The organism is Acinetobacter sp. LoGeW2-3 (assembly GCF_002688565.1).
In the GTDB taxonomy this organism is placed as follows: Bacteria; Pseudomonadota; Gammaproteobacteria; order Pseudomonadales; family Moraxellaceae; genus Acinetobacter.
In genome coordinates this window covers 2,544,050-2,569,659 of record NZ_CP024011.1, presented here as the reverse complement: position 1 = coordinate 2,569,659, position 25,610 = coordinate 2,544,050, and the positions used below count along the sequence as shown (strand labels likewise).

Sequence of the window (25,610 nt, the reverse complement as noted above, 5' to 3'; positions counted from 1 at the left end):
GGTGGCTAAAGCTTGGCGAGCTTTAAGCCACCACAGAGAATACATCATTAACTAAACTTCATTTTTTTATCAAAATGCTATAGCTTAGCTTCTAGAGAGTGTCGTTTCTTTAGACTGTTCCAGTATCGTCATCTTGCTGCCTTCTTCCTGAAGAGCCGGATTGATGCGACTGCTTTTTAATTTAATTTGCAAACGCATTTCATTACTCGAATCTGCATTACGCAAGGCTTCGTCATAAGAAATAATACCCTGGTTATATAGATCAAAAAGTGCCTGATCAAAGGTCTGCATGCCCAGTTCACGCGAGCGCGCCATAATGGTTTTCAGCTCGTAAAAATCTCCTTTACGGATAAAGTCTGAGACCAACGGCGTATTCAGCAGAATTTCTACAGCCGCACGGCGACCTTGACCATCCTCGGTACGAATCAGACGTTGAGAAATCACAGCTTTCATATTGGCAGATAAATCCAATAACAGCTGATTGCGGCGCTCTTCCGGAAAGAAGTTGATAATACGATCCAGAGCCTGATCAGCATTATTAGAATGCAAGGTGGCCAAACACAAGTGACCGGATTCCGCAAAGGCAATTGCCTGCTCCATACTGTCAGTATCCCGAATTTCACCAATCACGATGACATCCGGAGCCTGACGCATGGTATTGATCAGGGCATTATGCCAAGAGATGCAATCTACACCAATTTCACGTTGGGTAATCATGGACTTTTTATGCTGATAAACATATTCCACCGGATCTTCTATGGTAACGATATGTCCTTCTGAGTAAGTATTCCGATGATCAATCATGGCTGCCAGCGTAGTCGATTTACCCACACCTGTTGCGCCCACGATCAACACTAGTCCGCGTTTTTCCATAACGACCTGTTGCAGCGAATTCGGTAGCCCTAATTGCTGAAAACTTGGAATATCCGTAGTAATGGTCCTGATCACCATGCCAACGTTATGCTGTTGCTGAAAGACATTCACCCTGAAACGAGATACACCCGGTACACTGATCCCAAAATTGCAATCCATGACTGATTCAAATTCTTTGATCTGCCGATCATTCATCAAGGCATAGGCAAACAGGCGGGTTTTATCTGCCGCCAGTTTCTGCTGACCAAAAGGCTTCATCAAACCCTGCTGTTTGATACTCGGCGGAAAATCAGCAGTAATAAAAAGATCTGAGCCGCCATATTCAACCACTTTGGTCAGCATATGGTGCATAAATTTACGTGCTTCATCGAGCAATTCGGGTGTATACATATCAAAGTCCCTCGGATCATATTTATCTCGCAACTTAAAATGGCTTGATGCAGATCCTGAAAAATTATTGTTATTGTTGAATCAATTATTATTTTGATAGTTCTATTAAATTGTTTTAATCATCATTATTTTGTATTTTTAACTTAGAGAATACACTGAGTGAAAATCTTTAAGCTTTATTCATCTCAGTTACATTCGCTATTGCCTTTCCCCAACAGCTTGAGGAAAGGCCTGACTACTGATTTAAGCACTACGCTTTAAACCTTCCAGTCGCAATGAATCTGTCATATTTAACAACAGTTGCTCGGTTTTTGTCCAGCCCAGACATCCATCTGTAACTGACTGACCATAAACCATATCTTCTGAAATTTTCTGATTCCCATCAACTAGATGGCTTTCCAGCATCACACCGCGAATATTGGTTTGTAAACGTTCTGCCACGATCTGCGCCAGCACTTCAGGTTGCAGCGTCGGATTTTTTGAGCTATTACCATGACTACAGTCAATTACCAATGCCGGCAATTCTGCTGAATGTTTGGCTTTGATTTTTTCAATTTCAGATAACTGGTAGTTCGGACCACTATTTGAGCCACGCAGAATCAGATGCGCTTTTGGATTCCCTTTAGAATGCAGAATACATGGTAAACCTGATTGACTCATGCCTATGAACTGGTGTGAATGAGAGGCAGACTGAATCGCATCTAAAGCAATCTGAATCGAACCGTCGGTGCCATTTTTGAAGCCTATGCTGTACGGCATGTGACTAGAAATTTCACGATGGATCTGAGATTCACTGGTACGCGCGCCAATTGCGCCCCAAGCCAGTAAATCGTCGAAGTACGCCGTTGCTATTGGACTCAAAATTTCCGAAGCAATCGGTAAACCCATACCGATAATTTTCAGGTAAAGATCGCGGGATTTTTCCAGCCCCTGCTGCATATTGGATGAACCATCTAGCTCCGGATCATATAAGAAACCTTTCCAGCCAACAGTTGTACGTGGTTTTTCAATGTAAGTACGCATCACCAGAAAAATCTGGTCAGAAATTTGTGCCTGTAACTGTTTTAATTTTTCTGCGTATTCGAGTGCGGAGGCTTCATCATGAATGGAGCAAGGTCCGGTAATCACCATCAGGCGGTGATCTTTACCCTCTAAAATGTTTTGTATAGTTTGTCGCTGTCCGGCAATCTGTTCAGCTAATTGTGGAGACAATGGCAATTGTGCCTTGAGTTGAGCCGGTAGGCTTAATAAAGTTTCAGTATGCTGTTGTTGTGAGGTAATAACGCTATTCATGACTTTCATCCTTTGGACTGATCGATACAGTCCGAACTTTTATTTGAGCTTTATGGGTCTATGTGTCTGTGTACTAAGGTTCATCACCTGATTAAAGTAGAACCAATAAAAGTTGCTAAAGTATGAATAGTTAAAGTAAGTCATGGTTGTCTCCAAAATTTGTAAATATAACAAGCATAAAAAAACCTGATCAGGGTTGCCGATCAGGTATAAACTGGGTGGGCAACCTTTTACTTGCCCGAACGCGTTCAGGCAATCATCTAAACTGCCAGAAATAATAATAAGCGTTTGAGTTTACAGGTTGCTTGAGCATGTTATGTCATTCAAAAAAATGTGAATATGAAATTTAAAATACGCGGTATATCGATATTTGACAAGAGATAATTGTAAAAAAAATATTTATTAGTGTGCCTATTTCTATTTATCAATCCATTTGTTTGTCATAGATCTATCTAAGATTGGCAAGACCCAAATATACATCCGGCCTTGCCAACATTTAGCGATTTAATCCTGAATCAGGATTAACGTGAAACACGATTCCAGGCATCACGCATCGCGTATTTAGCCTGTTCCCAAGTTAAACGCGACTCGCCTTTCACCTGTTCCCATTTGACACGTAAATCTGTTTCGGCATCTTCAAAACGGGTATTGGCATCATAATGAGCACGGTTTTCATAACCAACCTGATACGCCGTATGATAATCGCGGTCATAATTTAGATCGCTATAGCTGGTACGTGCTTCAGCATAATAAGGTGCATTGATTGAGTTTTCACGCCAATAGGCTTCTTCTTCGGTTGGGTTTACTGCTTCACCAACACCGTGGCCAGCAAGTCCCCCAACCACTGCACCGACTACACCACCGACAGCAGTGCCGACTGGTCCAGCAGCAGTACCTATCGCTGCACCAGCAGCTGCACCACCTGCAGCACCGATACCAGTACCCACCGGATGCGCACCTGGTTCACCAGTAATCGGATCGGCATTTAAATCATCACGTACATCTTTTGGAGAATTCTTAATTACATCACGATCAAAATTATCATTCGACATAGAGCTTATCCTTATTGTTGAAAATGGTTTTCTTAACGCATATCAATATGCTTCCACCACTATAAAGGGCTAAGCTGGAATGACTTTAGAAGGCTTGTGCGGATTCAGTTAAGCTCTGTGAGAGTTTAAGTGGCAAATGTATCCAAAATAAAATGAAATAAACATAAAAAAGACCGGTATTTACCGGCCTTTCATTATTGATCAGCTTAGTCGAAGTGAATGACTGTGCGGATCGACTTGCCTTCATGCATCAGATCAAATGCTTCATTAATCTGTTCAAGCGGCATGGTGTGCGTTACAAATGGTTCAAGCTGAATATCACCTTTCATGGCTTGTTCTACCATACCTGGTAATTGCGAACGACCTTTCACACCACCAAACGCTGTTCCCATCCATTTACGACCGGTCACCAGCTGGAACGGACGAGTCGAAATTTCTTTACCTGCACCAGCAACGCCAATAATCACAGATTGACCCCAGCCACGGTGTGCACATTCCAGTGCAGAACGCATCACATCAACATTACCGATACATTCAAATGAATGGTCTACGCCCCAGCCAGTCATTTCTACAATCACTTGCTGAATTGGCTTGTCATAGTCTTTTGGATTCAGGAAGTCGGTTGCACCAAACTGTTTCGCCAGTTCAAATTTATCCGCATTGGTATCTACCGCAATAATACGGCCTGCTTTGGCTTGATGTGCTCCTTGTACGACTGCAAGACCGATACCACCGAGACCGAATACAGCAACAGTATCGCCTTCCTGTACTTTCGCAGTGTTATGCACTGCGCCAATACCAGTTGTTACGCCACAACCTAATAAACAAACGTGTTCATGATTGGCTTCCGGATTAATTTTCGCCAAAGATACTTCAGCCACTACGGTATATTCAGAGAAAGTTGAACAGCCCATGTAGTGGTAAATTGGCTCACCATTATAAGAAAAACGCGTTGTACCGTCTGGCATTACACCTTTACCTTGGGTAGCACGTACAGCTACACACAAGTTGGTTTTGCCAGATTTACAAAATAGGCATTCACCACATTCAGCGGTATAGAGAGGAATCACGTGATCGCCTGGTTTCAAGCTGGTGACACCTTCACCCACTTCAACCACCACACCTGCACCTTCATGGCCAAGAATTGCCGGGAATACCCCTTCAGGATCTTCACCCGATAAAGTGAAGGCATCAGTATGACATACGCCTGTATGGCTAATTTTAACCAGAACTTCGCCAGCTTTTGGTGGTGCGACATCCACTTCAACAATCTTTAATGGCTCGCCTGGACCGAACGCTACCGCTGCACGTGATTTCATTTACAACTATCCTTTGTATGCTGTTTTAACAGATGACTAACAGTAACCTCTTTCTATTCTGAGATTCAACTATTAACATCAAGAATATAGGAAGAATAAAGACCAATAATTGATGGAAACTCAATGACTCACCGCACTAACACACTTTGTATCAGTTTTATTAGCGTATCCATTTTTTTGACAGGCTGTGAGTTAGATCCAAACACATCGACTAAAGCAAAGATTACCCCAGTTCAATCCCAACACTGGATCCAAAAGGCTGAAGCTCGGGAAAATGTACAAGAAGGTTTAACCGCTTATTTACCACTATATGACGGTTTTATGAGTATTGCTGCACGTCTGCATCTAATTAATCACGCCAAGCATCATCTCGATCTGCAATATTACATCTGGAATGATGACTTTATTGGCAACCTGGTCTTGTCACAATTATTGAAAGCTGCCGATCGCGGCGTAAAAGTCCGACTGTTAATTGATGACCAGAATGGAAACCAGCTGGATGACAAGCTGCTTGCACTGAGTCAGCATCCCAATATCGAAACCAAATTATTTAATCCCTATAAATTCCGTTCTTTTCGTGCCTTGGATTATGGGCTGCGTTTAAAGAAAGTAAATCACCGTATGCACAATAAGCTGATTATTGCTGATGGCAGTGTAGCTGTCACTGGTGGACGCAATATCAGCAGTGAATATTTCGAAGCGAGCAATGATTTCCAGTTTACCGATGTCGATATTTTCTTTGCTGGAAATGCAGTAAAAAATGCCAATCAGTCTTTTATCAATTTCTGGAATGATACGCTGAGCTATGATATTCAGCAGGTTTTAAATGAAAAATCTGAGCCAAAGGATCTCGTTAACTTACGCAAATTATTTGCTCAAACCCGCTTTGATGCCGAGAAAACCCAGCGTCGTGTCAATGCTGCGGAACAAGAGATAGCCAAGCAATTACAAACACGTCCAGTGCAATGGGCCAAAGCACATTTTGTCGCAGATGCCCCGATCAAGGCTCGTCATACCATTAATGACGAGGATTTCATCTATACCCAGATGCTGGATTTGATGGGTGAACCGAAGAAGCAGCTAGAATTAGTATCTTCCTATTTTGTACCGACTCAATGGGGAACCGATTATCTGAGCAAGCGCGCCCGTAATGGCTTAAAAGTACGGGTGGTTACCAATTCATTTTTGGCCAATGATGTGCCTGTAGTACATGCTTATTACCAGCAATACCGTACCCAGCTGCTTAAAAATGGCATCGAAATTTGGGAATTTAAACCATATATTGAACGTCGGGAACGTACCTGGTATGAGAAAATGACAGGTAATGTGATCCCGGCTAAAAACAAAAATAGCTCGAGTCTACATGCCAAGTTTTTCTATACGGACGGCAAGGTCTTTATTGGTTCCTTTAATTTTGATCCTCGTTCCGCACGCCTGAATACAGAAGTCGGACTAGTGATTGAATCGGATAAACTTCAGGATGAAATTACCAAAGCATTGGATAAATATCTGCCACAGATTGCCTATCAGCTTAAACTGAATGATCAGGGTGAAATTATCTGGCTGGATCAACAGGAGGATGGGAAAACATTGGAATTCCTACATGATCCTGAAACAACCCGATTCCAGCGTTTTATGATGCATCTGGTCACTACTTTTCCGGCTGAATGGGCAATGTAATGACAAGAAGATGACAAAGGTGAATTTTCAATTAAATTTCCACTTATTTGACTGATTGATTAATTGAAAATTGTGTAGCTTTTAGACGTTTATTCGATCAATGTGGTGATGATCTATACCAGAGCAAAAGATTGCCTTAAAATTACACTTTTCTAGTTTTATGCGAAGTTTTTTCGCCACACTCCCATGCAATTTTTTGATTTAAGCCGTCAGTTTAAGCTGAGTGATATTCTTACGCCGACCAAAACTCTTCAAGAATTATCCGGTCAGGAATGGTTTCTCGCCAAAATCCGCGTAGAGCATGACTGTATTAATGATACAGAAGTGGTTGAGGGTCAGGCTATTATTCAATCTAATGAAAATATTCAGATTGAACTGGAATGGTTGATTCAGGATTCTGGCTATGATCTGCAAGTGTTATTTAAGGGTATAGAAACTGATGCCAGTGAAGAAACTCTGGTTGTGGTCAAAGGCGCTCAACTGGTGGATGAACAGCAACAATTATTGTCTTCGCAAGCTTTGAGTTTATGGATTGATGGCACTCTATTACCTTTATTGCCGAATATTCGTCGTGACATTAAATCCCGTTTAAATCTTTGGGACTATGTTGAATATGATGGTTAAGCTTGAAAGCTGTAATCTAAAATTTTAAAGGCGATCTACTCGCCTTATTTTATTTTTAAAATTCTATATTGAGATGAATGCCAAGTCGTGGTATCTCAGAGATTTTATTTTTTATCTTATGCTATGTTAATGAAAATAATAATGAGTACAGCATATGATGATAGATATTCAGCCTCATGATTGGCTTAAGATCAGAAACGTTGTTGCTGATGCACAGCGCGCTGCTATGCACTGCTCTATCTCGACATCACTCCCCATGGATTTCCTACAAGTAGTCCAATCGGCACTTTATTTTTAGATCAACATAAGCCAGCTGGTTTTTTCTTTGACTGCTACTGTACCAGTCTGGAACAGAATCTACCGCATAGTTCAAAAGCTTGTATTCAAGCTGTAAACAGTAGCCGCTCATTTTGGCTTACATCTTTAGTGAAAGGAAAATTTAGCAATTATCCCGGTGTACGTTTGTATGCAGAAATTGGTGAGCTGCGTCTTGCAACTCAAGCTGAATTGGATTTGGTTAACCGCAGGATTAAACCACTGAAATGGACCAAAGGCAGCCGCCTGGTCTGGTCTGACTTTACCCATGTTAGAGATATTCAGGTGCATGGCTTTAAATGGGTCGAATATCCACAGATGATGCCTGCTACCTAAATTAAAACTTACTATCAGTAATTAAATAACTATAATTTTTCATAAGCAGCTTTTCTAAGTTTGAATGCTTTGTCGGCTGAGCTGAATAGTGAAGAATCCGATGCAATTGCGATCTTTTCAATTTATAGATAAGCCTTAGTACTTAACGCTTATAACTAAAACCTAAATCAGCCCAGCATCTAAAAATAGCTCACGGTAAGCCTCTGCCTTTTTCTCCAAAGCTAATGGATAGGCTCGTGATGATGATGGCATTCGATATAGCTTTAGGTCACGTCCGGCAAAGATCGCATCACTTGGCTGTCCAATCATAGGTTTTTCTGTACCTTCTGGCATGGACAGCATCAGGGTTTCTGTCGCTTTATCGCCTGTGGTCATAATGCTATGACATAAAGGCATTTGGGAAAGCAGTTTGTTCAGGTCAGTTGGTGTAACGATTTCAAGGAATTTATCTGAAGCATTGCCCTTCAAACGTCGGATCTGATAAGCCGTATCAAAAATGGCAATCCCTTTTTCCAGCAGAAATTCCCGGATCAGCATTTCCTGAAAATTCTTATTGGCGAGATCCAGAAAATAATCTTTATTATGAAAGAAAATTAATCCAAAAATCCGCCACATATCATTTTGATAATTCGGATAATAGAAATGCATTTTCCATCGAGTTGCTGGTGGTGGAAAACTGCCCATCATCAGAAGTTTGGCATTTTCAGGTAGAAAAGGTTCTAGAGGATGAGTTTCAATATCCGACATAAAATTCCACTAAATTGGCGTATAGAAATTCTATTCTAGAATTTTTGGCGGATTTTTGTAGCAACTTCCTGTCCCCAAAGCGTATAAACTTCTTTACTCGGGTGAAAACCATCTTTGGCCATTTCCAGATTGAGTGCCCGATATTGTTTGATATCGTATTCAATCCACTGCATATTGGCTTTCTTGCTGACAAATTTTTCCAGCTCACAGTTCATGGCTTTGGCATAACGACCAAATAGCCACGCTAATGGATTTGGTAAAGCTGGGAACATGTTCATTGGCGGAACACCAGCAGCAATAATCATTTCAGGGCTAAAGCGAGTTTCAATCGCTGAGTAAAGTTTTTGCTGTTTTTTGATCCAGACATCTGCTGGCATCAGCTTGGTGACATCATTCACACCCACTGAAGTCACCACGACATCATAATGCTCAGCCGGAATTTCTTCCAATACACGAATCACTTTAGACGTGGTATCCCCAGTTTTGGCTTGAAGTTTCCAGCGAATCTGATAGTCCTGCTGAAGCTGACTTAGGATCGCGCCAGTTAAAGCTTCTTCCTGATGATCCACGCCCACACCCGCTGCTGCTGAATCCCCAACTATCAGGATGGATAAAGGTTTCCCCTGTCCAATCAGACCTTCACGATCACCAACAGGCTCTGGCAGACGTAAGGTATTTTTCTTTACGCGATTCCCTTGGATGACGAGCGCAGGAATTAAGGCAAGAGTGGCAGCTTTGAGCAACATAATGATTTAATTTATATGAAGATAAAAAGAATTTTACCGTAATTTAAGATTTTCGAGTAATAACTCCATAGTCACTTTTGATGAATATTCACATTTTATAATTTATCTAACAGCTATATACCTTCCCGTAATAATGAATTCATTATGTTGTAAACCTCACCGATCTTGGCACAAGACCTAAAGACCCCCTGTGAACATATCTATGAGTTCCGATAAATCCTTATATAGGATACCTTGCAGCATTTCCTTGGAAAAAATTAAATTATAGATATAAAAAATCCTGCAATTAGCAGGATTTTCAGTGGTCCATTTTTTATTTGACTTTGATATCATTCCAGCGGTTTAAACGACGGAATGTGCCAATATCATTAAAGCGAACCCCCACTTCTTTCATGACTTTATGCGCTGTTTTGGCGGTCATCTGACGGATATAAAATGGTTCTTTTACCACAAAGTGATGGATCGCATGCGTTGCACCAAAGTTAAAGCAGAACAACTGGAATGGCGTCATCCACCATGGATTCAGCACTTGGGTCTGTTTGATCACATCACGCGGGTCGATATCACCGTAATAATGCATATTTGAGCTGACAAATTGGAGGCAGAATGAACGCAGGTAGTTTGGTAATACCCAAATCACTGCCATTAAATTCACCCATGGCATGGCATCGATAATGCTTTGTGACCACAGCATGTCATAACCAAACATCGGTATGATGGCATTAGAGATATGAAATACTGCAAATAAATAGCACAAACCATAATAGATAATACTTAAAGGCAAAAAGCCAAATAGCTGAGAAATCTGTGCAGTTTTACGTTCATTTTCTGGTTGTTTTTCTAAAAAAGCATGAATCATTTTGTACATGCGAAATGGACGCAGGTACACAGACATTAATTGGTCACTGATCACCAGAACACGACGAATACCCCACGGCATACCATTACTGATGCCACGTTCTTCAAGGTCACTTTCAGTTCCTGAAAATTTATGGTGATGTAAATGCATGCGACGACGCGCCCATGGACTGATCGTATTCGGACGTGCTAACCAGACCAGAGCCAGCATCAAATGATGTGCCCATGGCATTTTTTTAAAATACATATAGTGGATCAGATCATGTTCCAATTCATGCGTTAAAGAAGCAAATATCGCAATTAATGGAATGGTCATCCATGCCGATAAATATCCATAATAAAAGGCCAATGCCGATACAACCATTCCCGACCAGGCAAAAGCCAAGATACTTGCACCAATGAAATTTTGATGTTTCAGGATAGGATATCGTGCTCGCAGGTCTTCGCCAGCCTGCATGACAACAGTTCTGACTTTGGCAATCCGCTGCTGACTGGTCATATCGGAGGATGAAGACATATGTACAACCTTTAATTTATGGACAGGTGTACATTAAAGGAAAATACAGAAAATAAAAGTTGATATTTCCCGTTTTTAAAGCAGGATGTTTAGAAAAACAGCAGTTGTTACAAAATAAATTTTTCTTCCTTAAACATGTATTTAATTTAATCAATTCACCTTTAAAAATTGAGTAAATACACTAATTTTGTATATAAATATCAGTTTCTAAATTAAGGATTTATAGAGTTGAAAGCTTACCAATAGAAGTAAAGCCTTAAATTTCCGAATAAATAATATTAAATAACTATGAAATTTTAATTCCTAGGAATCATTTTGAATTTTAATTAATATTTAATCTTATTCATAGTAACTTACAAGCTAGCTATAGAAACATGCTCGTTTCACTTGTGAAAGAACTGGATTTATTTTTAAAAGTTTTAGAACATTCATGGTGATTAAAATTATGAAAAAGTCATTATTCCTTTCAGCATTATTTTGTAGTGGTACTGCTTTTGCAGTATGCAACCCTAATATCAATCAGACAGACCTTAATATTTGTACAATGAATGAATATAAGAAGGCTGATCAAGAATTGAATAAAGTATATGCTGCTTATACTGTAAAATTAGATCATACACGAAAAAGCCAAGTAAAAGCGGTACAGTTAAATTGGATCAAATATAAAGACAGCGACTGTAAATATGAAGCTTCTGCATATGAAGGCGGTTCAATTCAATCGCTTATACTGAATAGCTGTTTAACTAAAAAAACAAAGTTACGTACTCAAGAGTTAAAGGCATATTTGGCTGAAGAAAATCTCTAGTCATTCGTATTAAAAAACCATCCATTTGACGTAGTGACTGTTAGTTATTTGAAGTGAAATAATTGATGGCTAAATATATTTATTAACGATTATTGCCTTTAAAAATCAGATCACATTTACCTGATATCTGTTTACCATTTACGTTGACGACCATAACCGTACCACGTGCTTTACCTTTACATGCATTTCGTGCTGCTAGATCATTCATGGCCTTATGATCTAATACATTCGCTTGAACAGGTTTAAAGCCAATCTGACATGAACCTTTTACAGTACGGCCATCTATTTTTGTGGTGAGTTTTACATGCGGCCCTTTTCCCTCACATAATCGGGTCGTGTCTGGAATTTTTCTTTCATCAGATGCTGCTTGAGCAATTGGCACTACCATTACCCACATAGCAATAATAAAAGCTATTTTTTTCATTTACTTATAAACCTATAAAACAGATATTCGCCAACTATCAGCTATGCTAAACCATAATGGATGGTGATATGTATAAAAAACAATCTCCATACATATTATTTTCTTATTTTTATAGTCAGAATGTTTCAATTCCAAAAGTAAAAAAGCCCCATTTGGAGCTTTTTTATTATTCCAAAGATGAATTACCCTAGTTTATTTACGAGTTTTAATGGCAATACCTTCATGGCTAATCCTAAAGGTAACCAAGGCCACTTTGGCACATAGGCTTTGACAGGTGCTTTTTCAATTTCAGCAGCCAATAAACGTGAACCGGTTTTTTCATCCACTTCAAACGGCAGCTTGTTTGCGCCTTCATTGATTTCGGTACGGATATAACCCGGGAAGATCGTCGTCACTTTAATTGGTGTATCAATTAATTCTGCACGGATCCCTTCCGCCAAATGAGCCACTCCTGCCTTGCTTGCACCATAAGCTGTCAGATGTTTTGGCATACCCCGCATAGCACTCATGGAAGAGATCATCACTAGATGACCTGAGTTTTGTGCACGAAAAATTTCCACTGCAGCTTCACATTGTGCCAGTGCAGAAATAAAGTTGGTTTCGACTGTGGCTTTATTGATGGCAAAATTACCTTTACCGATACGACGGCCTTTACCGACACCTGCATTGACAATAATCCGGTCAATCGTGCCAAACTCTTCCTTAAAGGCACGAAATACTTCAAAGACTTGGTCGTAATTGGTCACATCCAAAGTTTTGGCAATGACCTGAATACCATACTGGCTTTCCAGTTCTTCTTTTAAAGCCTCTAAACGTTCTAAACGACGTGCGCAGATTGCCAGGTTATAGCCTTTTTGTGCAAATTCACGTGCCATACCTGCACCGATTCCTGAACTTGCCCCGGTAATTAGAATTGTTTTCGCCATTTTTTATTCCTTTAAAATTATTCTGTTCCGAATCGTTTAGATCCAAGTGAGTAATTCTGGTTGATTTGCTTTAATAAAATGATGCTCGTTCAAACTGAGTAACTGTGGTTCATTACCCACGAGGCGTAAAGTAGTCATGCTGGTATTAGCAATCGCCCAGTTTAAGGCAAAGGTTTTGTTGGGGCTCAAGCCTAAAATTTTCCCTGCTGCTACAGAAATTACTCCACCTGAAGTAAACACTACTGCATAACGTGGTTTACTTTCAGAAAGTTGATCGCATAGATCTTGCAATGCCGATTCGACACGGTTTTTAAAATCTGGCCAAGATTCTTCATATTCATGGTGATAATCTCCACCCGTCCAGCGTTCAATCGCCCCTTCAAAGATTTTGCTTAAATACGCTCGTGGATTGGCATGCTGAGCAACATCTTCCTTTAATAATTCTGGCTGATTAAATCGCGGCTCATATTTGGCAAAAACCTGAGTATGGTTAAACTCATTCCAGGCAGGGTTCGTGATGATTTCATTTTCAGGAAAACACTCATCTAAACAAAGTTGCGCCGTTTGCTGATGACGCTGCATGGATCCAGCCACCACAACCGGTGCTTCCTTAAGAATAGAATCAAAATAGCGACCGAGTAACTTGGCTTGTAGTTCACCATTGGGAGAAAGTTGATCATAGCTTTCTGCCCCAAAAGATGCCTGGCCATGTCGAATCAGGTAAATGGTGGTCATTTTGGCATTAACTCTTTAAATTTGTTCATATACTTCTGAGCCAGATCATTGGCTTCAATTTTCTGCTTACCAATCAGCTTTAATGCACGGATATGCAGTGCATGAATCACCACCCAGAAATCTTTAAACGCTGGGTTATTGGTTTGCTTATGGTAGTAACGGTAATAGATCTGCTGGGCAATAACGGCTAAACGGAAAACCCCAAATACTTCATAGAAAGTCCAATTCTCAGGCTGTAATCCAGTTTTTTCCAGATAGTAATCCACCACTTCCTTACGGGTGAACATACCTTTCAGATTAGTAGGTTGACGGCGGGTTGCTTTAAAAATGGCATTGTCAGTCTCTTCAACCCAATATGCTAAAGCAGAACCTAAATCCATCAACGGATCACCGAGCGTTGCCATTTCCCAATCCAGTACACCAATCACCTGTGTTGGGTTATTAGGATCCAGAATGACATTATCAAAACGCCAGTCATTATGAATTACACAGGTTTTGGAATCGGCAGGAATATTATCCTTGAGCCAGTTACGTACATATTTAAATGAAGGCACATTAATGGTTTTAGCTTTATCATAACGACTATCCCAACCTTCTACCTGTCGTCGGCAATAACCTTCACCTTTACCTATTTTTTCCAGTTCAGTACCTTGATACGGTACTTGATGCAGCTCGATCAGTTTATCAATGACATTGATACACAGTTCACGTACCTGAGCTTCACTAAAATTTAACTCTTTAGGCAAATTGGCACGTGGAATAATGCCTTCAATGCGTTTCATCACATAGAAGTCACATCCGATCACGGATTCATCCTGACATAGCAGCAGCATTTCCGGAATAACTGGATAATGATCAGCCAGTGCATGTTGTACATGATACTCACGCGCCATGTCATGTGCAGATTTGGCTTTAGTGCCTTTTGGTGGACGACGTAGAATTAAATCAGCATTGCTATATTTCAGACGATATGTCCAGTTCGAAGCACCACCAGAATATTGGGTCACTTCAACCGGACCTTCAATATTTTCACCGTGTTCAATCAGCCAGTTTCCTACAGCGCGAACATCCAGTTCTTCACCCTCACGAACTTTTCCACCGACATCAATGACTGCCATAATTTTTCCTTAAAATCTTTCTACGATCTAAATATCTTTAAACTTAAAACTTATTTTTTATGGCGCGTACTATAACCACGTTTTGCCAGTTCTAATTTTGCAATCATACCTTTATGCACTTCATCTGGACCATCCGCCAAACGTAGCGCACGTGCCTGAGCAAAGAAACCAGTCAATGGTGTATCACGGGAAACTCCAGCACCGCCATGAATCTGGATTGCCATATCTACGACTTTTTCCAGCACACTTGGTGCCACAACTTTAATTGCAGAAATTTCTGTTAAAGCCGCCATATTCCCTAAAGTATCCATTTTATAAGCAGCATACAAGGTTAATAATCGAGCCTGGTCAATCGCCACTCGTGCTTCTGCGACACGTTCCAGATTGCCACCAAGTTTGAGAATTTCTTTGCCAAACGCCGTCCGGCTCATGCCACGGTCAATCATCAATTCCAGCGATTTTTCAGCCGCTCCGATGCAGCGCATACAGTGATGGATCCGACCTGGGCCTAAACGGCCCTGGGCAATTTCAAAACCTTGACCAGCACCGCCAATGAAATTGGAGACAGGCACACGGACATTATCAAAACTGACTTCGCCGTGGCCATGTGGTGCATCGTAGTCACCAAAGACTGGTAGCATGCGTTCAATTTTCACGCCTGCAGTATCTACTGGGACTAGCACCATGGAATGTTGATGATGACGGTCTTTGGTTTCGTCCGGAGTATGTGCCATAAAAATAATGATCTTGGCATTGGGATCACCTAGACCAGATGACCACCATTTACGGCCATTTAAAACAATTTCATCACCTTCGATAACCGCCGTTGCCTGCATATTAGTGGCATCGCTGGAGGCAACAGCAGGTTCGGTCATACAGAATACTGAGCGAATTTTCCCATCAAGAAGTGGCATTAGCCATTGTTGTTTTTGTTCATCAGACCCATAACGCCATAATACTTCCATATTGCCACTATCAGGCGCATTACAGTTAAATACTGTTGGCGCGATGAGACTACGTCCAGTCAGTTCAGCAATATGTGCGTATTCCTGTACTGACAAACCTTGACCTAAATCAGGACAAGGTAAGAACATGTTCCAAAGCTCTGCTGCTTTGGCTTTCGTTTTTAAATTTTCTATTTCTGCTGGCCATTGCCATTTAGTCCAGTCACCGCCCTGATTCAGTTCGTGCACTTTAGCCCAGAAATCTGCCTCAATCGGTTCGATCTCATCTCTGATAAATTTGCTGGTACGTTCGACGTAGTCCTGTGCACGTGCTGATAGTTCAAACATGGCAACTTCCCTCTGGATATGATTATTCTGCTTTACAAGACCTTAACCCAAAATCTATTATGAATAAAATGATTTAATTCCATAGTTCAATATGCAGCAGATTCATAATAAAAAGAGTATCGATATTCGCAGTTTTCATCATATTGATATCAATTTATATCCACTTTTTGTCGCCATCTTTGAACAGAAAAGCATTTCCCGTGCTGCACAAATATTGTCGATTACCCAGTCTGCTGCCAGTCATGCTTTACAACGTCTTAGACAGCATTTACAGGATGATCTGTTTGTTCGGACTGGTAGCAAGATGCAGCCTACGCCGTTTGCAGATCAAATTTACCCTCAAATTAAACATGCTCTTATTACGATTCAGAATATTTCGATGCAGCACCAGCTGTTTGAACCAAGCATGGTGCAGAGTTTGAAAATTGCTGTACATGATGAAATTGAACCGATGATTCTACCGAAACTGATTGAACATTTTCAGCGTTTTAATCTGGATATCCAGTTCATGAGTATTAAACTGGACCGGAAAAATATTGTGTCTGATCTTGCAACACAGCAAGTGGATTTTGTAGTAGATCTGGAACAGTCTTTGGGAGACAAAATCCATTTTGAATTACTTGATCAAGATGAATTTGTGGTCTGTACTCAACAGCAACAAGTGACAGAAAAAAGTTATCTCGCCTCTCCACATATTGGTGTATCTTCGCGCCGTACGGGTGTATTAGTCGAAGATCTATATTTAAACCGTAAACAATTATCCCGGCAAATTTTCTTACGCTGCCAGCATTACTCTACGGCGTTACAAATTTTGCAGCAGCATCCATCAGCAATGCTCACCATCCCGAGAAATGTTTTAAGTCATCTGCATGTTGATGAAATTCTGAAAATTTTTGAAGTTCCTGTAAAACTGCCGAAAATAAATATGGGAATGTATTGGTATAAGGAACTGCAACAGAATAAAAGACATCAATTTTTAAGAAGTGAAATTAATAAAATTTTTGCTTAGGCTATTTTGATAAGTAGATATTAAATTTTGCTTAGGCTATTTGTAAAAGTCTTAAAAGGGAAATTTTCAGAGATTGAAATTCAGTTTTAGACAATTGCTTAGGCTATTTTATTTGCCTAAAAAACCTCCATGCAAACGGTTACAAAGCCTTATGCCACAGCGCTTTGCTCTAAAATGAGCGTTCTAAGTCAGCTATTACTTCGTCTGACTGCGCTAGTTTTGGATTTTACTTTTGTTGCATCTCTCGACTTCTTGGCAAATTGTGCTTGGCCTTGTGGCTTTGTGTTTCTCTTATTATTTGCTGCATAAACTTGTAGTATTTTTGCAGGAACTGTTCCGTCCTTTTAAAAAGGGAAAAAAATACTGGTGTCGCGTCAAAGCAGTCAGTGATGGCGATACCCTCACCTGCTACCGTTTCAATATCCGTCGTTCGGAAACCCGCTTACGCTTTGCCTATGTGGATGCACCGGAATCCAGCCAGGCCTATGGCAAGGAATCCCAGCAATTGGTCGCCAAAATGATCAAGAATCGATTGATCCGTGTGCAAATTACCGATATTGACCGTTATGGCCGTTGCGTCGGTGTCATTTACCGACGTCGTAAAAATGTCAATGAAGAACTCATCAAGCGTGGTGCAGCTTGGGTTTATGAAGAATATATCCGTGACAAGAAACACCTCTCCTATCTGATGAACTTGCAAAGCAATGCCAAGAAAAATAAGAAAGGTCTCTGGCGTGGTACACATCCAGTACGACCAAGCGTATACCGTAAACAGAAAAAATCCTGAACATAAAAAAGAGCCTTTTCGGCTCTTTTCTTTATTTCAACTGATGCTTGTAGATAGTCTCAGTAAATTCTCCAAATACAGAGACTTTTTCAAATAGATGCTCGCTATACATTAAGTCATCAATCAAACGCTCAGCATCTGAGTTTTGTATTCCACTTAACTGGGTCACCAGTTCAATATTGGCAGTCGTGATCTCTTTACAAACTTCAGCCACTGGATCAGTTTTTCTTTTCCATAATAGTTTTCTAAATTCGATTTCAGTTAAATCGAAATGCTGTTGCATCAATTTTTGCTGAATAACTTGAACACCAAATGATTCGACTAAGATTTTTAGCGAACTGTCCAATTCAGTTCCAATGACAATCAGACTCTTACAATGTGGATCGAGTAAAGCTTTAAATACGGCATAGCGCTGTAAATCTTGCACAGAACAACTATCAACTGCTAAATTAAAACAGATATCCATTTCTTGCAAAGCCTGCGTATGTTTTAGTTGCAGTGCTTCTACCCGGAAATATTCTCCTAATACCTGTTGCAGTTCAGCATTGGCTGGACTGATAAAGATGGTTTTGTGTTTTAAAACGGATAATATCAGCGGGCTAAAGACATAACTGAGTCGTGAAGCATCAAATTGATCCAGCAACATCACATGATGAATCGTTTCAGTATGAGCGCGTTTTTCTGCCACGTCTTTAAATGCTTGGATCAGCTGTTCAGATGAAGTCATTGCAGGTTGAACCAAGTCTGCTATCAAATTGGAACTGCTTGTTAAGCAATTACTTATCATTGTTGTTAGCTCTAGATCCTGCATCAATTCACCTTTTCCACTGTACCCATCAAGATTTGCATCTTAAAGAAAATCAGAGGTTTTTCCCACCAGATTAGTGCTTTTCATCCTTGAAATATCTGTTAAGTGATATCGAAACTACTGATACATATCTTGAATTTTCAATTTTATAGGCGTACATTACCCATATTTAGTTAACCTGGTTAACATTATTCCTTATGGATACTTCCTCCCGCTTCCGTTTTGCACTGCTACGCTGTGCCCGTCTGCTTGGCGATGAAGTCAATGCTGTATTGCTTGAGCATGACTTGAATTATTCGCTATGGCAAAGCCTGGTCATTATCAAGATGAATGGGCAATGCACCGCGCTGGATATTGCGCATGAACTGCAAATTTCCAAACCGGCAGTAACTAAACGTTTAAATACTTTAATTGAAATGAATCTGATTGAATCACTTCCGACGACAGACAAACGCCAGAAGCTGTTACAGCTATCTACCCTAGGTGAACAGCAATTCCAGCAATGTAGCGACAAGATCGATGATTTAGAAACTGAATTGCTACATGGTTTTGACAAAAGCCAACTAAAACAGGCGCATGCTTTTATTTTAGATTTTATGAATTCCCTTCAAAGTAGAAAGGACCAACACCATGGCTGAAGCTCAATCTAAACTTTGGACGAAAAATTTTATTTTTCTCAGTGCAATGAACTTCCAGCTGGTTCTGGTGTTCTATCTATTGGTCATTGTCAGTGTGGGTTATGCCTTAGCTGAGCTGAATGCCACCACTGCACAAGCAGGCTTAATCTCCGGTGTGTTCGTGGTCGGGACTTTGGTCGGTCGTTTGCTCATCGGGAAATTTCTGCCGAATCTGGGCGCCAAAGCCAGTCTGGTTGCCGGTGCCTTGGGCTTTTTCTTGTTCTCGGGTCTGTATTTTATTCCTATGGAGATTCCTTATCTGATCGCTCTGCGTTTTGCGCATGGTTTTATGATGGGTGTTGCTGGGACTGTCATTGGGACTGTTATTGCTCAGACCATTCCAGCAACTCGTCGTGGTGAAGGTATTGGCTATTTTAGTACAAGTAGTACGCTCGCCACTGCAATCGGTCCATTCCTGGCGATTTGGCTCATGTCAGAATATGACTATAAGGTGATTTTTGCTTTTACTTCATTTGTAGCACTGACCTGTCTGCTCTTCAGTTTGGGTGTGGATACTTCAAAAGTAAAACTAGCTCCAAAATCGGGTACGCAACAATCTACACAGCCGACTTCTCGTCTAGCGCAATTTGTTGAGCCTAAAGCTTTTCCTATTGCGGTGATTATCCTGATTGCTGGTGCATGTTATTCCGGTGTACTTTCCTTCCTTAATCTGTATGCTAAAGAAATTGACCTGTTGCAGGCAGCTTCGTTCTTCTTTCTGATGTATGCCGCAGCGATTCTGATTTCTCGTCCATTTACTGGACCATTAATGGATCGTAAAGGCGAAAACATCATTATGTATCCAGCGATTGTGCTCATGGCGATTGGGATTGGCTTGCTTAGTCAAGCACATAATTCATGGATGCTGCTCACGAGTGCAGCTTTATTAGGTTTTGGTTATGGCAATATTCAATCGATTTGTCAGACCATTGCGGTAAAAAGTACCACTATTGAGCGTATGGGTTTGGCAACATCGACCTTCTTTATTGCACTGGATGCAGCACTTGGTTTTGGACCGTATTTTATTGGTCAGTTTCTAGATCAGATGGGTTACCAGCATCTGTACTTATATAGTGCGATCATTACACTTAGCTGCCTGCTTTGGTATTACCTGCTGCATGGCCGTAAAGTCAAAGTTAAAGCAGTTAACGCTTAATAGCAGTCTTAATCATCACTGGGAATGGCCAATCAGGCACGACTCTTATTGTAATTTGATACCTCTGAATATTTAGTAAGACTAGTTTTAAAATTTAATTAGTACAAAAAAATGCGCCTCTATAGGCGCATTTTTTTATTGGAAGCAAGAAATAGAAATACTTAAGCAGCGTTGTCTTGTACACCAAACTTCTTAAAAATCTGGTTGCGCTTAGACGGGAAAATATTAGCCTTCATCAGATCACCTTGATAATGCGCATATACACGCTTATCCATCATTTTGTACCACAACGGCGGCACCAAAGCCGGAATCAGCATGGTGGCATAACCGCTTGGCAAAACCGGTGCTTCTTTAAAATTGCGTAATGCCTGAAATGGCCGGCTTGGAAAAGCATGGTGATCAGAATGGCGCTGTAACTGATACAGGAATAAATTGGTCACGATATTGTTATTATTCCAGCTGTGCTCAGGCAAAGTGCGCTCATATTTTCCATCTGCATTTTTGGCACGCTTTAAACCATAATGCTCAATATAATTCACAATTTCAAAGAGTGAAATACCATAAAGAGCTTGTGTAATTGAATATGGAATCACTTGTTTTCCGAAGGTTTTCACCATTAATGCATGATAACTGGCACTCATTGCCCAGCCATGAAACAGCTCATTTTCTTTAGAAAAGAATTTTAGCCCTTTACGTTTTAAACGACGCGTTTCAATATCAAGGGCAGACTTAATACCACCGATGACAGTTCTTGGTAAAAAGCGATAGAAAGATTCGCCCATTTGAGAAGATGCTGGATCTTCAGGCGTTGCCACACGTTTATGATGCCCATATGGATGCTCAATACGAAAATGGTTATAAGCAACTGGCATTAAAGTTAAATGCGACAGGTAATGGTCTTTCTTCGCTGGACGGTGACATAACTCATGAGCCGTATTAATCCCAACTCCATTAATCGCGCCCATGGAAATACCCAATAATACTTGATCCAGTAAAGAGACATTCTGGCGGGTCACGACATAGCCTGCAAATGCATTTGCCGCCATTTGCAAAGGAATAAACATTTTTACGATACGGTCATAATAAGGATCTTTGACCAAAGCCTTGATCTGATCATCACTGGGATTATTTTCATCTTCGCCAATCAATGCATCCAATGTCGGAATAATCACGTGTAATAATAACGGCCCTCCCATGGCAAAAACTTTCTTGGTGGCTTTCGGTCCAAAATGGTAGCCAGCCAGAATTCCCATACCAATGACGGGTAGACCGGGGCTCAACAGCCATCCAAAACGCTTTTTATCTAGCTGACGACCTTTCAGCAACTGAGCATCCTGCTCCAGGCGAATATTTGAAATTTTTGCAGGGGCATTCATTGCGACCCTCCTGTTTTATGTTACCCTGCCCCTATAGTTGAATAATTCAGCGTATGTGCACAGTTGTTAGCGTCCAGAAAAGCTATGTCAGCGTCTTTGTCCTGATTAGCCTATTTCTGACCCCAATTCACATGCGGACTTAAATAAAAATATCCTTCAAATTCAGAATAGAACACGCATGGATGCGCTTAGTAAAATTTTTGATGATATACATCTGGCCAGATCAGAATACATCTATCTGAATGTCTATCACCCATATCGACTGACGTATAAGCATGAGCCGTCGATGCTGGCCTATGTGATTTTGCATGGACAAGCACAACTCAGCTTTGAAGATTCAGAAAACATAATTGCTCTAAAGCAAGGTGATCTGGTTCTGCTTCCTTCAGCTAAAGCCCATCAGCTGCATTGCCTAAATGATCATGAACTGACAGAACATAGTCCGATTAATAACTTCTTTACCACACATTCCCAGCAAAATATTGATTTCGGTCAAATTCAGCCACAGCGCAGTTTTATTTTGGCAATTCGTTCCAAAATGGATATCCAGATGGCGCGTCCGCTGATTGCCTCACTACCAGATTATCTGCATATCCAGCATATTTTGAGTGATTCCGCACCGGAATGGTTACAGGTCGGATTACAGTTCCTCGCGCTAGAAACCCAGCACACACGTCCAGGCCGTGACCGGATTCTCGATCATCTGGTCAGTATTTTACTTATTGAATGTGTGCGAGATTATATTTTAAATGCCCAGCATGCTTCGAGCTGGTTGAATGCCTTAAGCCACCCTGAACTCTCTAGTGCTTTAGCTGCTATTCATGGTCAGCCTGAACAGAGCTGGACTGTCGAAAGCCTGGCAGAACAGTGTCATATGTCACGTTCCAAGTTTGCCCAGCTCTTTACCCAAGTGGTGGGTGAAACACCTTTGGCTTATCTGCAACAGCATCGTATGCGTCTGGCAGCACGTTATTTAAGAGATGGCTTACTGACCGTGCAACAGATTGCACATCGTGTGGGATATTCTTCAGAAACGGCCTTTAGCCAAAGCTTTAAAAAGCACTTTGAACTGACCCCGAGTCAATATCGTCAGCAGCATCAGGGTCAATAAAGATTTATAAGATTATTTAACCAGCTCTAGAATAGCAGCAACAGGATCTTCACTATTACCTGAAAGCAGTTGCTTATGCATGGTTAGATGTTGCATTGCCTGAATTTGAGCTGTTTCTACATTCATTAATGCTTCAATCTCGGCAGCAAGCTTTTCAGGCGTTGCCTCAGATTGGATCAACTCCTGAATCACTTTCTTGCCCGCAATAATATTTGGCAATGAATAGTACTGAATTTTCACCAAGAGTTTAGCAATGCGATAGGTCAGCCAATGTAGCTTATAGAACGTTACCATTGGACGATGTAACAACATGGCTTCCAAGGTTGCAGTACCCGAAGCCAATGCCACAATATCCGCTGCATTCATCACCTGACGACCAATTTTGGAATCGCTACTGGTATTTTCCATCAGTTTAATTTTGGCTTTAAGACTGTCTGGATAGCTATTTAATAAAGCTTCAATCTGCTGCTTGCGTGCGTCATTGATCGCTGGAACCAGGAAAATATACTCAGGATGCTTCTGTTGCAGAATCTGTGCTGCTTCCAGTACCAATGGTCCAAGACGTTCGATTTCACCACGGCGACTGCCGGGCAGCAAAGCAATATATTTCTGGGCAGGATCAAGACCAAGTTCCTGCTTCGCTTCAGCCAATGGATTTTGTATTGGTAACTGGCTTGCTAAAGGATGTCCAACAAATGCCGCTGGCACGTGCCATTTTTGATAAAAAGCTTTTTCAAATGGGAATAAACACAGTACCAGATCTATACTGGCTTTAATGCCATGCACACGACCCTGACGCCATGCCCAAACGGATGGACTAACATACTGAACAGTTTTGATCGGCAACTGACCTTGCTTGATGCTCTTGGATAAACGCAGGTTAAAGTCCGGCGCATCAATACCAATAAATACATCGACTGGATCTTTCGTCCAGGTTTCAACCAGTCCGTCACGTACCGCAAACAGCTTACGAATATCTTTAAGGACTTCGACAATACCCATAACCGATAGAATATCCATCGGATAATAGCTTTTAAAACCTTCTGCAATCATCTGTGGACCACCAATACCTTCAAATTCAGCATCAATGCCCTGCTCACGAAAACGACGAATCAGACTGGCACCTAAGGTATCTCCCGATACTTCACCTACGACGATTCCAATTTTAAGCTTCCGTTTTTGCAAGATGTGATCCTCAAAGAATTGCTGTCAGCATATTAACATAAGACGAAAAATTTAAAGTTGAACTTGATTCCGATCTGTATGAAATCGTTTAAAAACTATAAGTATGAAAATTTAAAGTTTTATATCTATGGAGATAGTAATATATGAAGATTGCTTAGGCTAAATTTTGACAAGTTTTACCGGAATCATAATATGATTTAAAAAGCTCAATTAAAAAATTAATAGGGATAAATGAATCTCCCAAAATCCAATCACGCTTATCACTTAAAGCCTGTTTTTAAATCAAACAAACCTTTATATTCCGATAAAGAAGAAATTTCATCCTTTTAATCAAATTCTATGGATTTAGGCCTATTCATCTTCATAGTGTTTTCTAACTATAAGAAACTTCTTGTGAAACCTTATCAATCCTATCATTCAGACCAAATTATTAGATTCTAAAATACTTATTTAATCACATGCTTTATCTTTTTTTGGAATAAGCAATTCACTAATCAAGACAACTACTTATCTTTAAAAGTCATAACATATGCTCGTTTTTAGATATTGGCATATATAGATGTTTGGTCCGATTGAATTTATTTTGGCAGGTGTTTTGGTAGGTTTCTGTGTCGGAATTACCGGCGTCGGTGGTGGTTCTTTAATGACCCCGATTCTGATTACCCTGCTTAAGGTCGAACCGCATATTGCCATTGGTACCGATCTACTCTATGCCGCAATTTCTAAATTCTGTGGCTCAATGGTGCATGCCAAAAAAATGAATATTGTCTGGCCAATCGTAATCTGGCTAGCTATTGGCAGTATTCCTGCATCATTAGTAACACACTGGGTACTGGAAAATTACCTGAGTCAATCTACGAATTATAAAGCCACATTGACCATGGTTCTTGGCTTTATGCTGACACTAACCGGTATTTCAATTGTGTTCCGTGGTTCAATTGAAAAGTTCTTTAATAAATACCGTAAACAAGAACTGCCAGATATGACTCAGGATCTATCAAAGGTTGACTTCAAATCTGGTAAAAAACGCGCGCTGATTATCATCATGGGGATCGTGCTGGGTGTATTTGTGACTTTGTCTTCAGTCGGTGCTGGTGCTTTCGGTATTATGGCGCTGATTCTAATGTTCCCGAATTTACCGATGATCCGTATTATCGGTTCTGATGTGGTGCATGCCGTACTTCTAACTTTAGTCGCAGGCTTGGGCCATATGAGCGCAGGTAATGTAGACTTTAGCTTGTTAGGCTGGTTACTTTGTGGTTCTATTCCAGCGATCGTGATCGGCACGCTGATCAGTTCACGTATGCCTGAGAAAATTATCCGTAAAATTCTGGGTATTACATTGTTCTGTCTAGGTGTGAACTTTATCGTAAATCCAGTCAAGTCTAAACCTGCCCAACCTACTCAACCCGAGCTGGCAACGGCAGTAGAAAAAACACAGGCCGTTTAAA

General features: G+C 40.7%; 24 protein-coding genes and 1 pseudogene. 10 read left to right on the top strand and 15 right to left on the bottom strand.

Annotation, left to right across the window (positions count from 1 at the left end; all coding sequences use genetic code 11):
• Positions 1–84: 84 nt before the first annotated feature.
• From BS636_RS12490 to BS636_RS12475, 4 genes are all read right to left on the bottom strand, one after another.
• Complete coding sequence (locus BS636_RS12490) at positions 85–1,263, bottom strand: PilT/PilU family type 4a pilus ATPase (protein ID WP_099339061.1); 1,179 nt, start codon at positions 1,261–1,263, stop codon at positions 85–87.
• 243 nt (positions 1,264–1,506) lie between these two features.
• A complete protein-coding gene (locus tag BS636_RS12485) occupies positions 1,507–2,556 on the bottom strand; it encodes a 3-deoxy-7-phosphoheptulonate synthase (protein ID WP_099339060.1) in 1,050 nt (349 codons plus the stop codon).
• 521 nt (positions 2,557–3,077) lie between these two features.
• Complete coding sequence (locus BS636_RS12480; protein ID WP_099339059.1) at positions 3,078–3,608, bottom strand: glycine zipper domain-containing protein; 531 nt, start codon at positions 3,606–3,608, stop codon at positions 3,078–3,080.
• A 206-nt stretch (positions 3,609–3,814) separates the two neighbouring features.
• Positions 3,815–4,927 (bottom strand): S-(hydroxymethyl)glutathione dehydrogenase/class III alcohol dehydrogenase, encoded by a 1,113-nt coding sequence (locus BS636_RS12475; protein WP_099339058.1) that lies wholly within the window; start codon positions 4,925–4,927, stop codon positions 3,815–3,817.
• A gap of 123 nt (positions 4,928–5,050) precedes the next feature.
• Here BS636_RS12475 and BS636_RS12470 point away from each other — a divergent pair, with 123 nt between their 5' ends.
• The 3 genes and pseudogenes from BS636_RS12470 (at position 5,051) to BS636_RS12460 (ending at position 7,882) form a co-directional block, all read left to right on the top strand.
• Positions 5,051–6,607: a phospholipase D-like domain-containing protein gene (locus tag BS636_RS12470; protein WP_099339057.1), complete on the top strand. Its 1,557-nt coding sequence runs from the start codon at positions 5,051–5,053 to the stop codon at positions 6,605–6,607.
• Between the two features lie 186 nt (positions 6,608–6,793).
• Positions 6,794–7,231, top strand: a complete 438-nt coding sequence (locus BS636_RS12465; protein WP_099339056.1) for a hypothetical protein — start codon at positions 6,794–6,796, stop codon at positions 7,229–7,231.
• Between the two features lie 77 nt (positions 7,232–7,308).
• A pseudogene (locus BS636_RS12460) lies at positions 7,309–7,882 on the top strand (pyridoxamine 5'-phosphate oxidase family protein).
• A 162-nt stretch (positions 7,883–8,044) separates the two neighbouring features.
• Here BS636_RS12460 and BS636_RS12455 read toward each other — a convergent pair.
• From BS636_RS12455 to BS636_RS12445, 3 genes are all read right to left on the bottom strand, one after another.
• Complete coding sequence (locus tag BS636_RS12455; RefSeq protein WP_099339055.1) at positions 8,045–8,629, bottom strand: uracil-DNA glycosylase family protein; 585 nt, start codon at positions 8,627–8,629, stop codon at positions 8,045–8,047.
• A gap of 35 nt (positions 8,630–8,664) precedes the next feature.
• Entirely contained in the window at positions 8,665–9,375 is a 711-nt protein-coding gene (locus BS636_RS12450) for an SGNH/GDSL hydrolase family protein (protein WP_099339054.1), read from the bottom strand.
• Positions 9,376–9,688: 313 nt separating this feature from the next.
• Positions 9,689–10,750, bottom strand: a complete 1,062-nt coding sequence (locus BS636_RS12445) for a fatty acid desaturase (RefSeq protein ID WP_099339053.1) — start codon at positions 10,748–10,750, stop codon at positions 9,689–9,691.
• Positions 10,751–11,195: 445 nt separating this feature from the next.
• Here BS636_RS12445 and BS636_RS12440 point away from each other — a divergent pair, with 445 nt between their 5' ends.
• Positions 11,196–11,555 (top strand): lysozyme inhibitor LprI family protein, encoded by a 360-nt coding sequence (locus BS636_RS12440; RefSeq protein WP_171266020.1) that lies wholly within the window; start codon positions 11,196–11,198, stop codon positions 11,553–11,555.
• Positions 11,556–11,637: 82 nt separating this feature from the next.
• Here the strand turns inward: BS636_RS12440 and BS636_RS12435 are convergent, their stop codons facing one another.
• The 5 genes from BS636_RS12435 to BS636_RS12415 form a co-directional block, all read right to left on the bottom strand.
• Entirely contained in the window at positions 11,638–11,979 is a 342-nt protein-coding gene (locus BS636_RS12435; protein WP_099339051.1) for a hypothetical protein, read from the bottom strand.
• Positions 11,980–12,161: 182 nt separating this feature from the next.
• Positions 12,162–12,905, bottom strand: a complete 744-nt coding sequence (locus tag BS636_RS12430) for an SDR family oxidoreductase (RefSeq protein WP_099339050.1) — start codon at positions 12,903–12,905, stop codon at positions 12,162–12,164.
• Positions 12,906–12,941: 36 nt separating this feature from the next.
• A complete protein-coding gene (locus tag BS636_RS12425) occupies positions 12,942–13,640 on the bottom strand; it encodes a histidine phosphatase family protein (RefSeq protein ID WP_099339049.1) in 699 nt (232 codons plus the stop codon).
• The gene (locus tag BS636_RS12420; RefSeq protein WP_099339048.1) at positions 13,637–14,758 is read right to left on the bottom strand and encodes a phosphotransferase family protein; all 1,122 of its coding nucleotides are present in this window, start codon (positions 14,756–14,758) and stop codon (positions 13,637–13,639) included. The genes BS636_RS12425 and BS636_RS12420 overlap by 4 nt, the downstream gene beginning before the upstream one ends.
• A 50-nt stretch (positions 14,759–14,808) precedes the next feature.
• Complete coding sequence (locus BS636_RS12415; RefSeq protein ID WP_099339047.1) at positions 14,809–16,050, bottom strand: acyl-CoA dehydrogenase family protein; 1,242 nt, start codon at positions 16,048–16,050, stop codon at positions 14,809–14,811.
• A gap of 91 nt (positions 16,051–16,141) precedes the next feature.
• Between BS636_RS12415 and BS636_RS12410 the strand changes: the two genes are divergently transcribed.
• Positions 16,142–17,059, top strand: a complete 918-nt coding sequence (locus BS636_RS12410) for a LysR family transcriptional regulator (protein ID WP_099339046.1) — start codon at positions 16,142–16,144, stop codon at positions 17,057–17,059.
• 232 nt (positions 17,060–17,291) lie between these two features.
• Positions 17,292–17,846, top strand: coding sequence for a thermonuclease family protein (locus tag BS636_RS12405; RefSeq protein WP_099339045.1), 555 nt, complete (start codon positions 17,292–17,294; stop codon positions 17,844–17,846).
• Between the two features lie 31 nt (positions 17,847–17,877).
• Here BS636_RS12405 and BS636_RS12400 read toward each other — a convergent pair whose 3' ends face one another.
• Positions 17,878–18,600: a hypothetical protein gene (locus BS636_RS12400; RefSeq protein WP_228206904.1), complete on the bottom strand. Its 723-nt coding sequence runs from the start codon at positions 18,598–18,600 to the stop codon at positions 17,878–17,880.
• 251 nt (positions 18,601–18,851) lie between these two features.
• Between BS636_RS12400 and BS636_RS12395 the strand changes: the two genes are divergently transcribed.
• Both BS636_RS12395 and BS636_RS12390 read left to right on the top strand, forming a co-directional pair.
• The gene (locus BS636_RS12395) at positions 18,852–19,292 is read left to right on the top strand and encodes a MarR family winged helix-turn-helix transcriptional regulator (RefSeq protein WP_099339043.1); all 441 of its coding nucleotides are present in this window, start codon (positions 18,852–18,854) and stop codon (positions 19,290–19,292) included.
• Positions 19,285–20,487, top strand: a complete 1,203-nt coding sequence (locus BS636_RS12390; RefSeq protein ID WP_099339042.1) for an MFS transporter — start codon at positions 19,285–19,287, stop codon at positions 20,485–20,487. Before BS636_RS12395 ends, BS636_RS12390 begins: the two co-directional genes overlap by 8 nt.
• Positions 20,488–20,648: 161 nt before the next feature.
• Here the strand turns inward: BS636_RS12390 and BS636_RS12385 are convergent, their stop codons facing one another.
• Positions 20,649–21,863, bottom strand: coding sequence for an alkane 1-monooxygenase (locus tag BS636_RS12385; protein ID WP_099339041.1), 1,215 nt, complete (start codon positions 21,861–21,863; stop codon positions 20,649–20,651).
• A 178-nt stretch (positions 21,864–22,041) separates the two neighbouring features.
• Between BS636_RS12385 and BS636_RS12380 the strand changes: the two genes are divergently transcribed.
• A complete protein-coding gene (locus BS636_RS12380) occupies positions 22,042–22,974 on the top strand; it encodes an AraC family transcriptional regulator (RefSeq protein WP_099339040.1) in 933 nt (310 codons plus the stop codon).
• Positions 22,975–22,986: 12 nt separating this feature from the next.
• On the opposite strand, the gene lpxB is transcribed toward BS636_RS12380, so the two are convergent.
• A complete protein-coding gene (gene lpxB / locus BS636_RS12375; RefSeq protein WP_099339039.1) occupies positions 22,987–24,159 on the bottom strand; it encodes a lipid-A-disaccharide synthase in 1,173 nt (390 codons plus the stop codon).
• A 559-nt stretch (positions 24,160–24,718) separates the two neighbouring features.
• Between lpxB and BS636_RS12370 the strand changes: the two genes are divergently transcribed.
• Positions 24,719–25,609: a sulfite exporter TauE/SafE family protein gene (locus BS636_RS12370; RefSeq protein WP_099339038.1), complete on the top strand. Its 891-nt coding sequence runs from the start codon at positions 24,719–24,721 to the stop codon at positions 25,607–25,609.
• The last annotated feature ends 1 nt before the right edge of the window (position 25,610 follow it).

Bases quoted from the DNA above. Each gene is read 5' to 3' on its own strand.
- BS636_RS12425 (WP_099339049.1), bottom strand. From the start codon at position 13,640: ATGACCACCATTTACCTGATTCGACATGGCCAGGCATCTTTTGGGGCA.
- BS636_RS12445 (WP_099339053.1), bottom strand. From the start codon at position 10,750: ATGTCTTCATCCTCCGATATGACCAGTCAGCAGCGGATTGCCAAAGTC.
- BS636_RS12485 (WP_099339060.1), bottom strand. From the start codon at position 2,556: ATGAATAGCGTTATTACCTCACAACAACAGCATACTGAAACTTTATTA.
- BS636_RS12430 (WP_099339050.1), bottom strand. From the start codon at position 12,905: ATGGCGAAAACAATTCTAATTACCGGGGCAAGTTCAGGAATCGGTGCA.
- BS636_RS12480 (WP_099339059.1), bottom strand. From the start codon at position 3,608: ATGTCGAATGATAATTTTGATCGTGATGTAATTAAGAATTCTCCAAAA.
- BS636_RS12475 (WP_099339058.1), bottom strand. From the start codon at position 4,927: ATGAAATCACGTGCAGCGGTAGCGTTCGGTCCAGGCGAGCCATTAAAG.
- BS636_RS12395 (WP_099339043.1), top strand. From the start codon at position 18,852: ATGGATACTTCCTCCCGCTTCCGTTTTGCACTGCTACGCTGTGCCCGT.
- BS636_RS12450 (WP_099339054.1), bottom strand. From the start codon at position 9,375: ATGTTGCTCAAAGCTGCCACTCTTGCCTTAATTCCTGCGCTCGTCATC.
- BS636_RS12440 (WP_171266020.1), top strand. From the start codon at position 11,196: ATGAAAAAGTCATTATTCCTTTCAGCATTATTTTGTAGTGGTACTGCT.
- BS636_RS12465 (WP_099339056.1), top strand. From the start codon at position 6,794: ATGCAATTTTTTGATTTAAGCCGTCAGTTTAAGCTGAGTGATATTCTT.
- BS636_RS12470 (WP_099339057.1), top strand. From the start codon at position 5,051: ATGACTCACCGCACTAACACACTTTGTATCAGTTTTATTAGCGTATCC.
- BS636_RS12435 (WP_099339051.1), bottom strand. From the start codon at position 11,979: ATGAAAAAAATAGCTTTTATTATTGCTATGTGGGTAATGGTAGTGCCA.
- BS636_RS12420 (WP_099339048.1), bottom strand. From the start codon at position 14,758: ATGGCAGTCATTGATGTCGGTGGAAAAGTTCGTGAGGGTGAAGAACTG.
- BS636_RS12490 (WP_099339061.1), bottom strand. From the start codon at position 1,263: ATGTATACACCCGAATTGCTCGATGAAGCACGTAAATTTATGCACCAT.
- BS636_RS12370 (WP_099339038.1), top strand. From the start codon at position 24,719: ATGTTTGGTCCGATTGAATTTATTTTGGCAGGTGTTTTGGTAGGTTTC.
- BS636_RS12385 (WP_099339041.1), bottom strand. From the start codon at position 21,863: ATGAATGCCCCTGCAAAAATTTCAAATATTCGCCTGGAGCAGGATGCT.
- BS636_RS12390 (WP_099339042.1), top strand. From the start codon at position 19,285: ATGGCTGAAGCTCAATCTAAACTTTGGACGAAAAATTTTATTTTTCTC.
- BS636_RS12415 (WP_099339047.1), bottom strand. From the start codon at position 16,050: ATGTTTGAACTATCAGCACGTGCACAGGACTACGTCGAACGTACCAGC.
- BS636_RS12455 (WP_099339055.1), bottom strand. From the start codon at position 8,629: ATGTCGGATATTGAAACTCATCCTCTAGAACCTTTTCTACCTGAAAAT.
- BS636_RS12380 (WP_099339040.1), top strand. From the start codon at position 22,042: ATGGATGCGCTTAGTAAAATTTTTGATGATATACATCTGGCCAGATCA.
- BS636_RS12410 (WP_099339046.1), top strand. From the start codon at position 16,142: ATGCAGCAGATTCATAATAAAAAGAGTATCGATATTCGCAGTTTTCAT.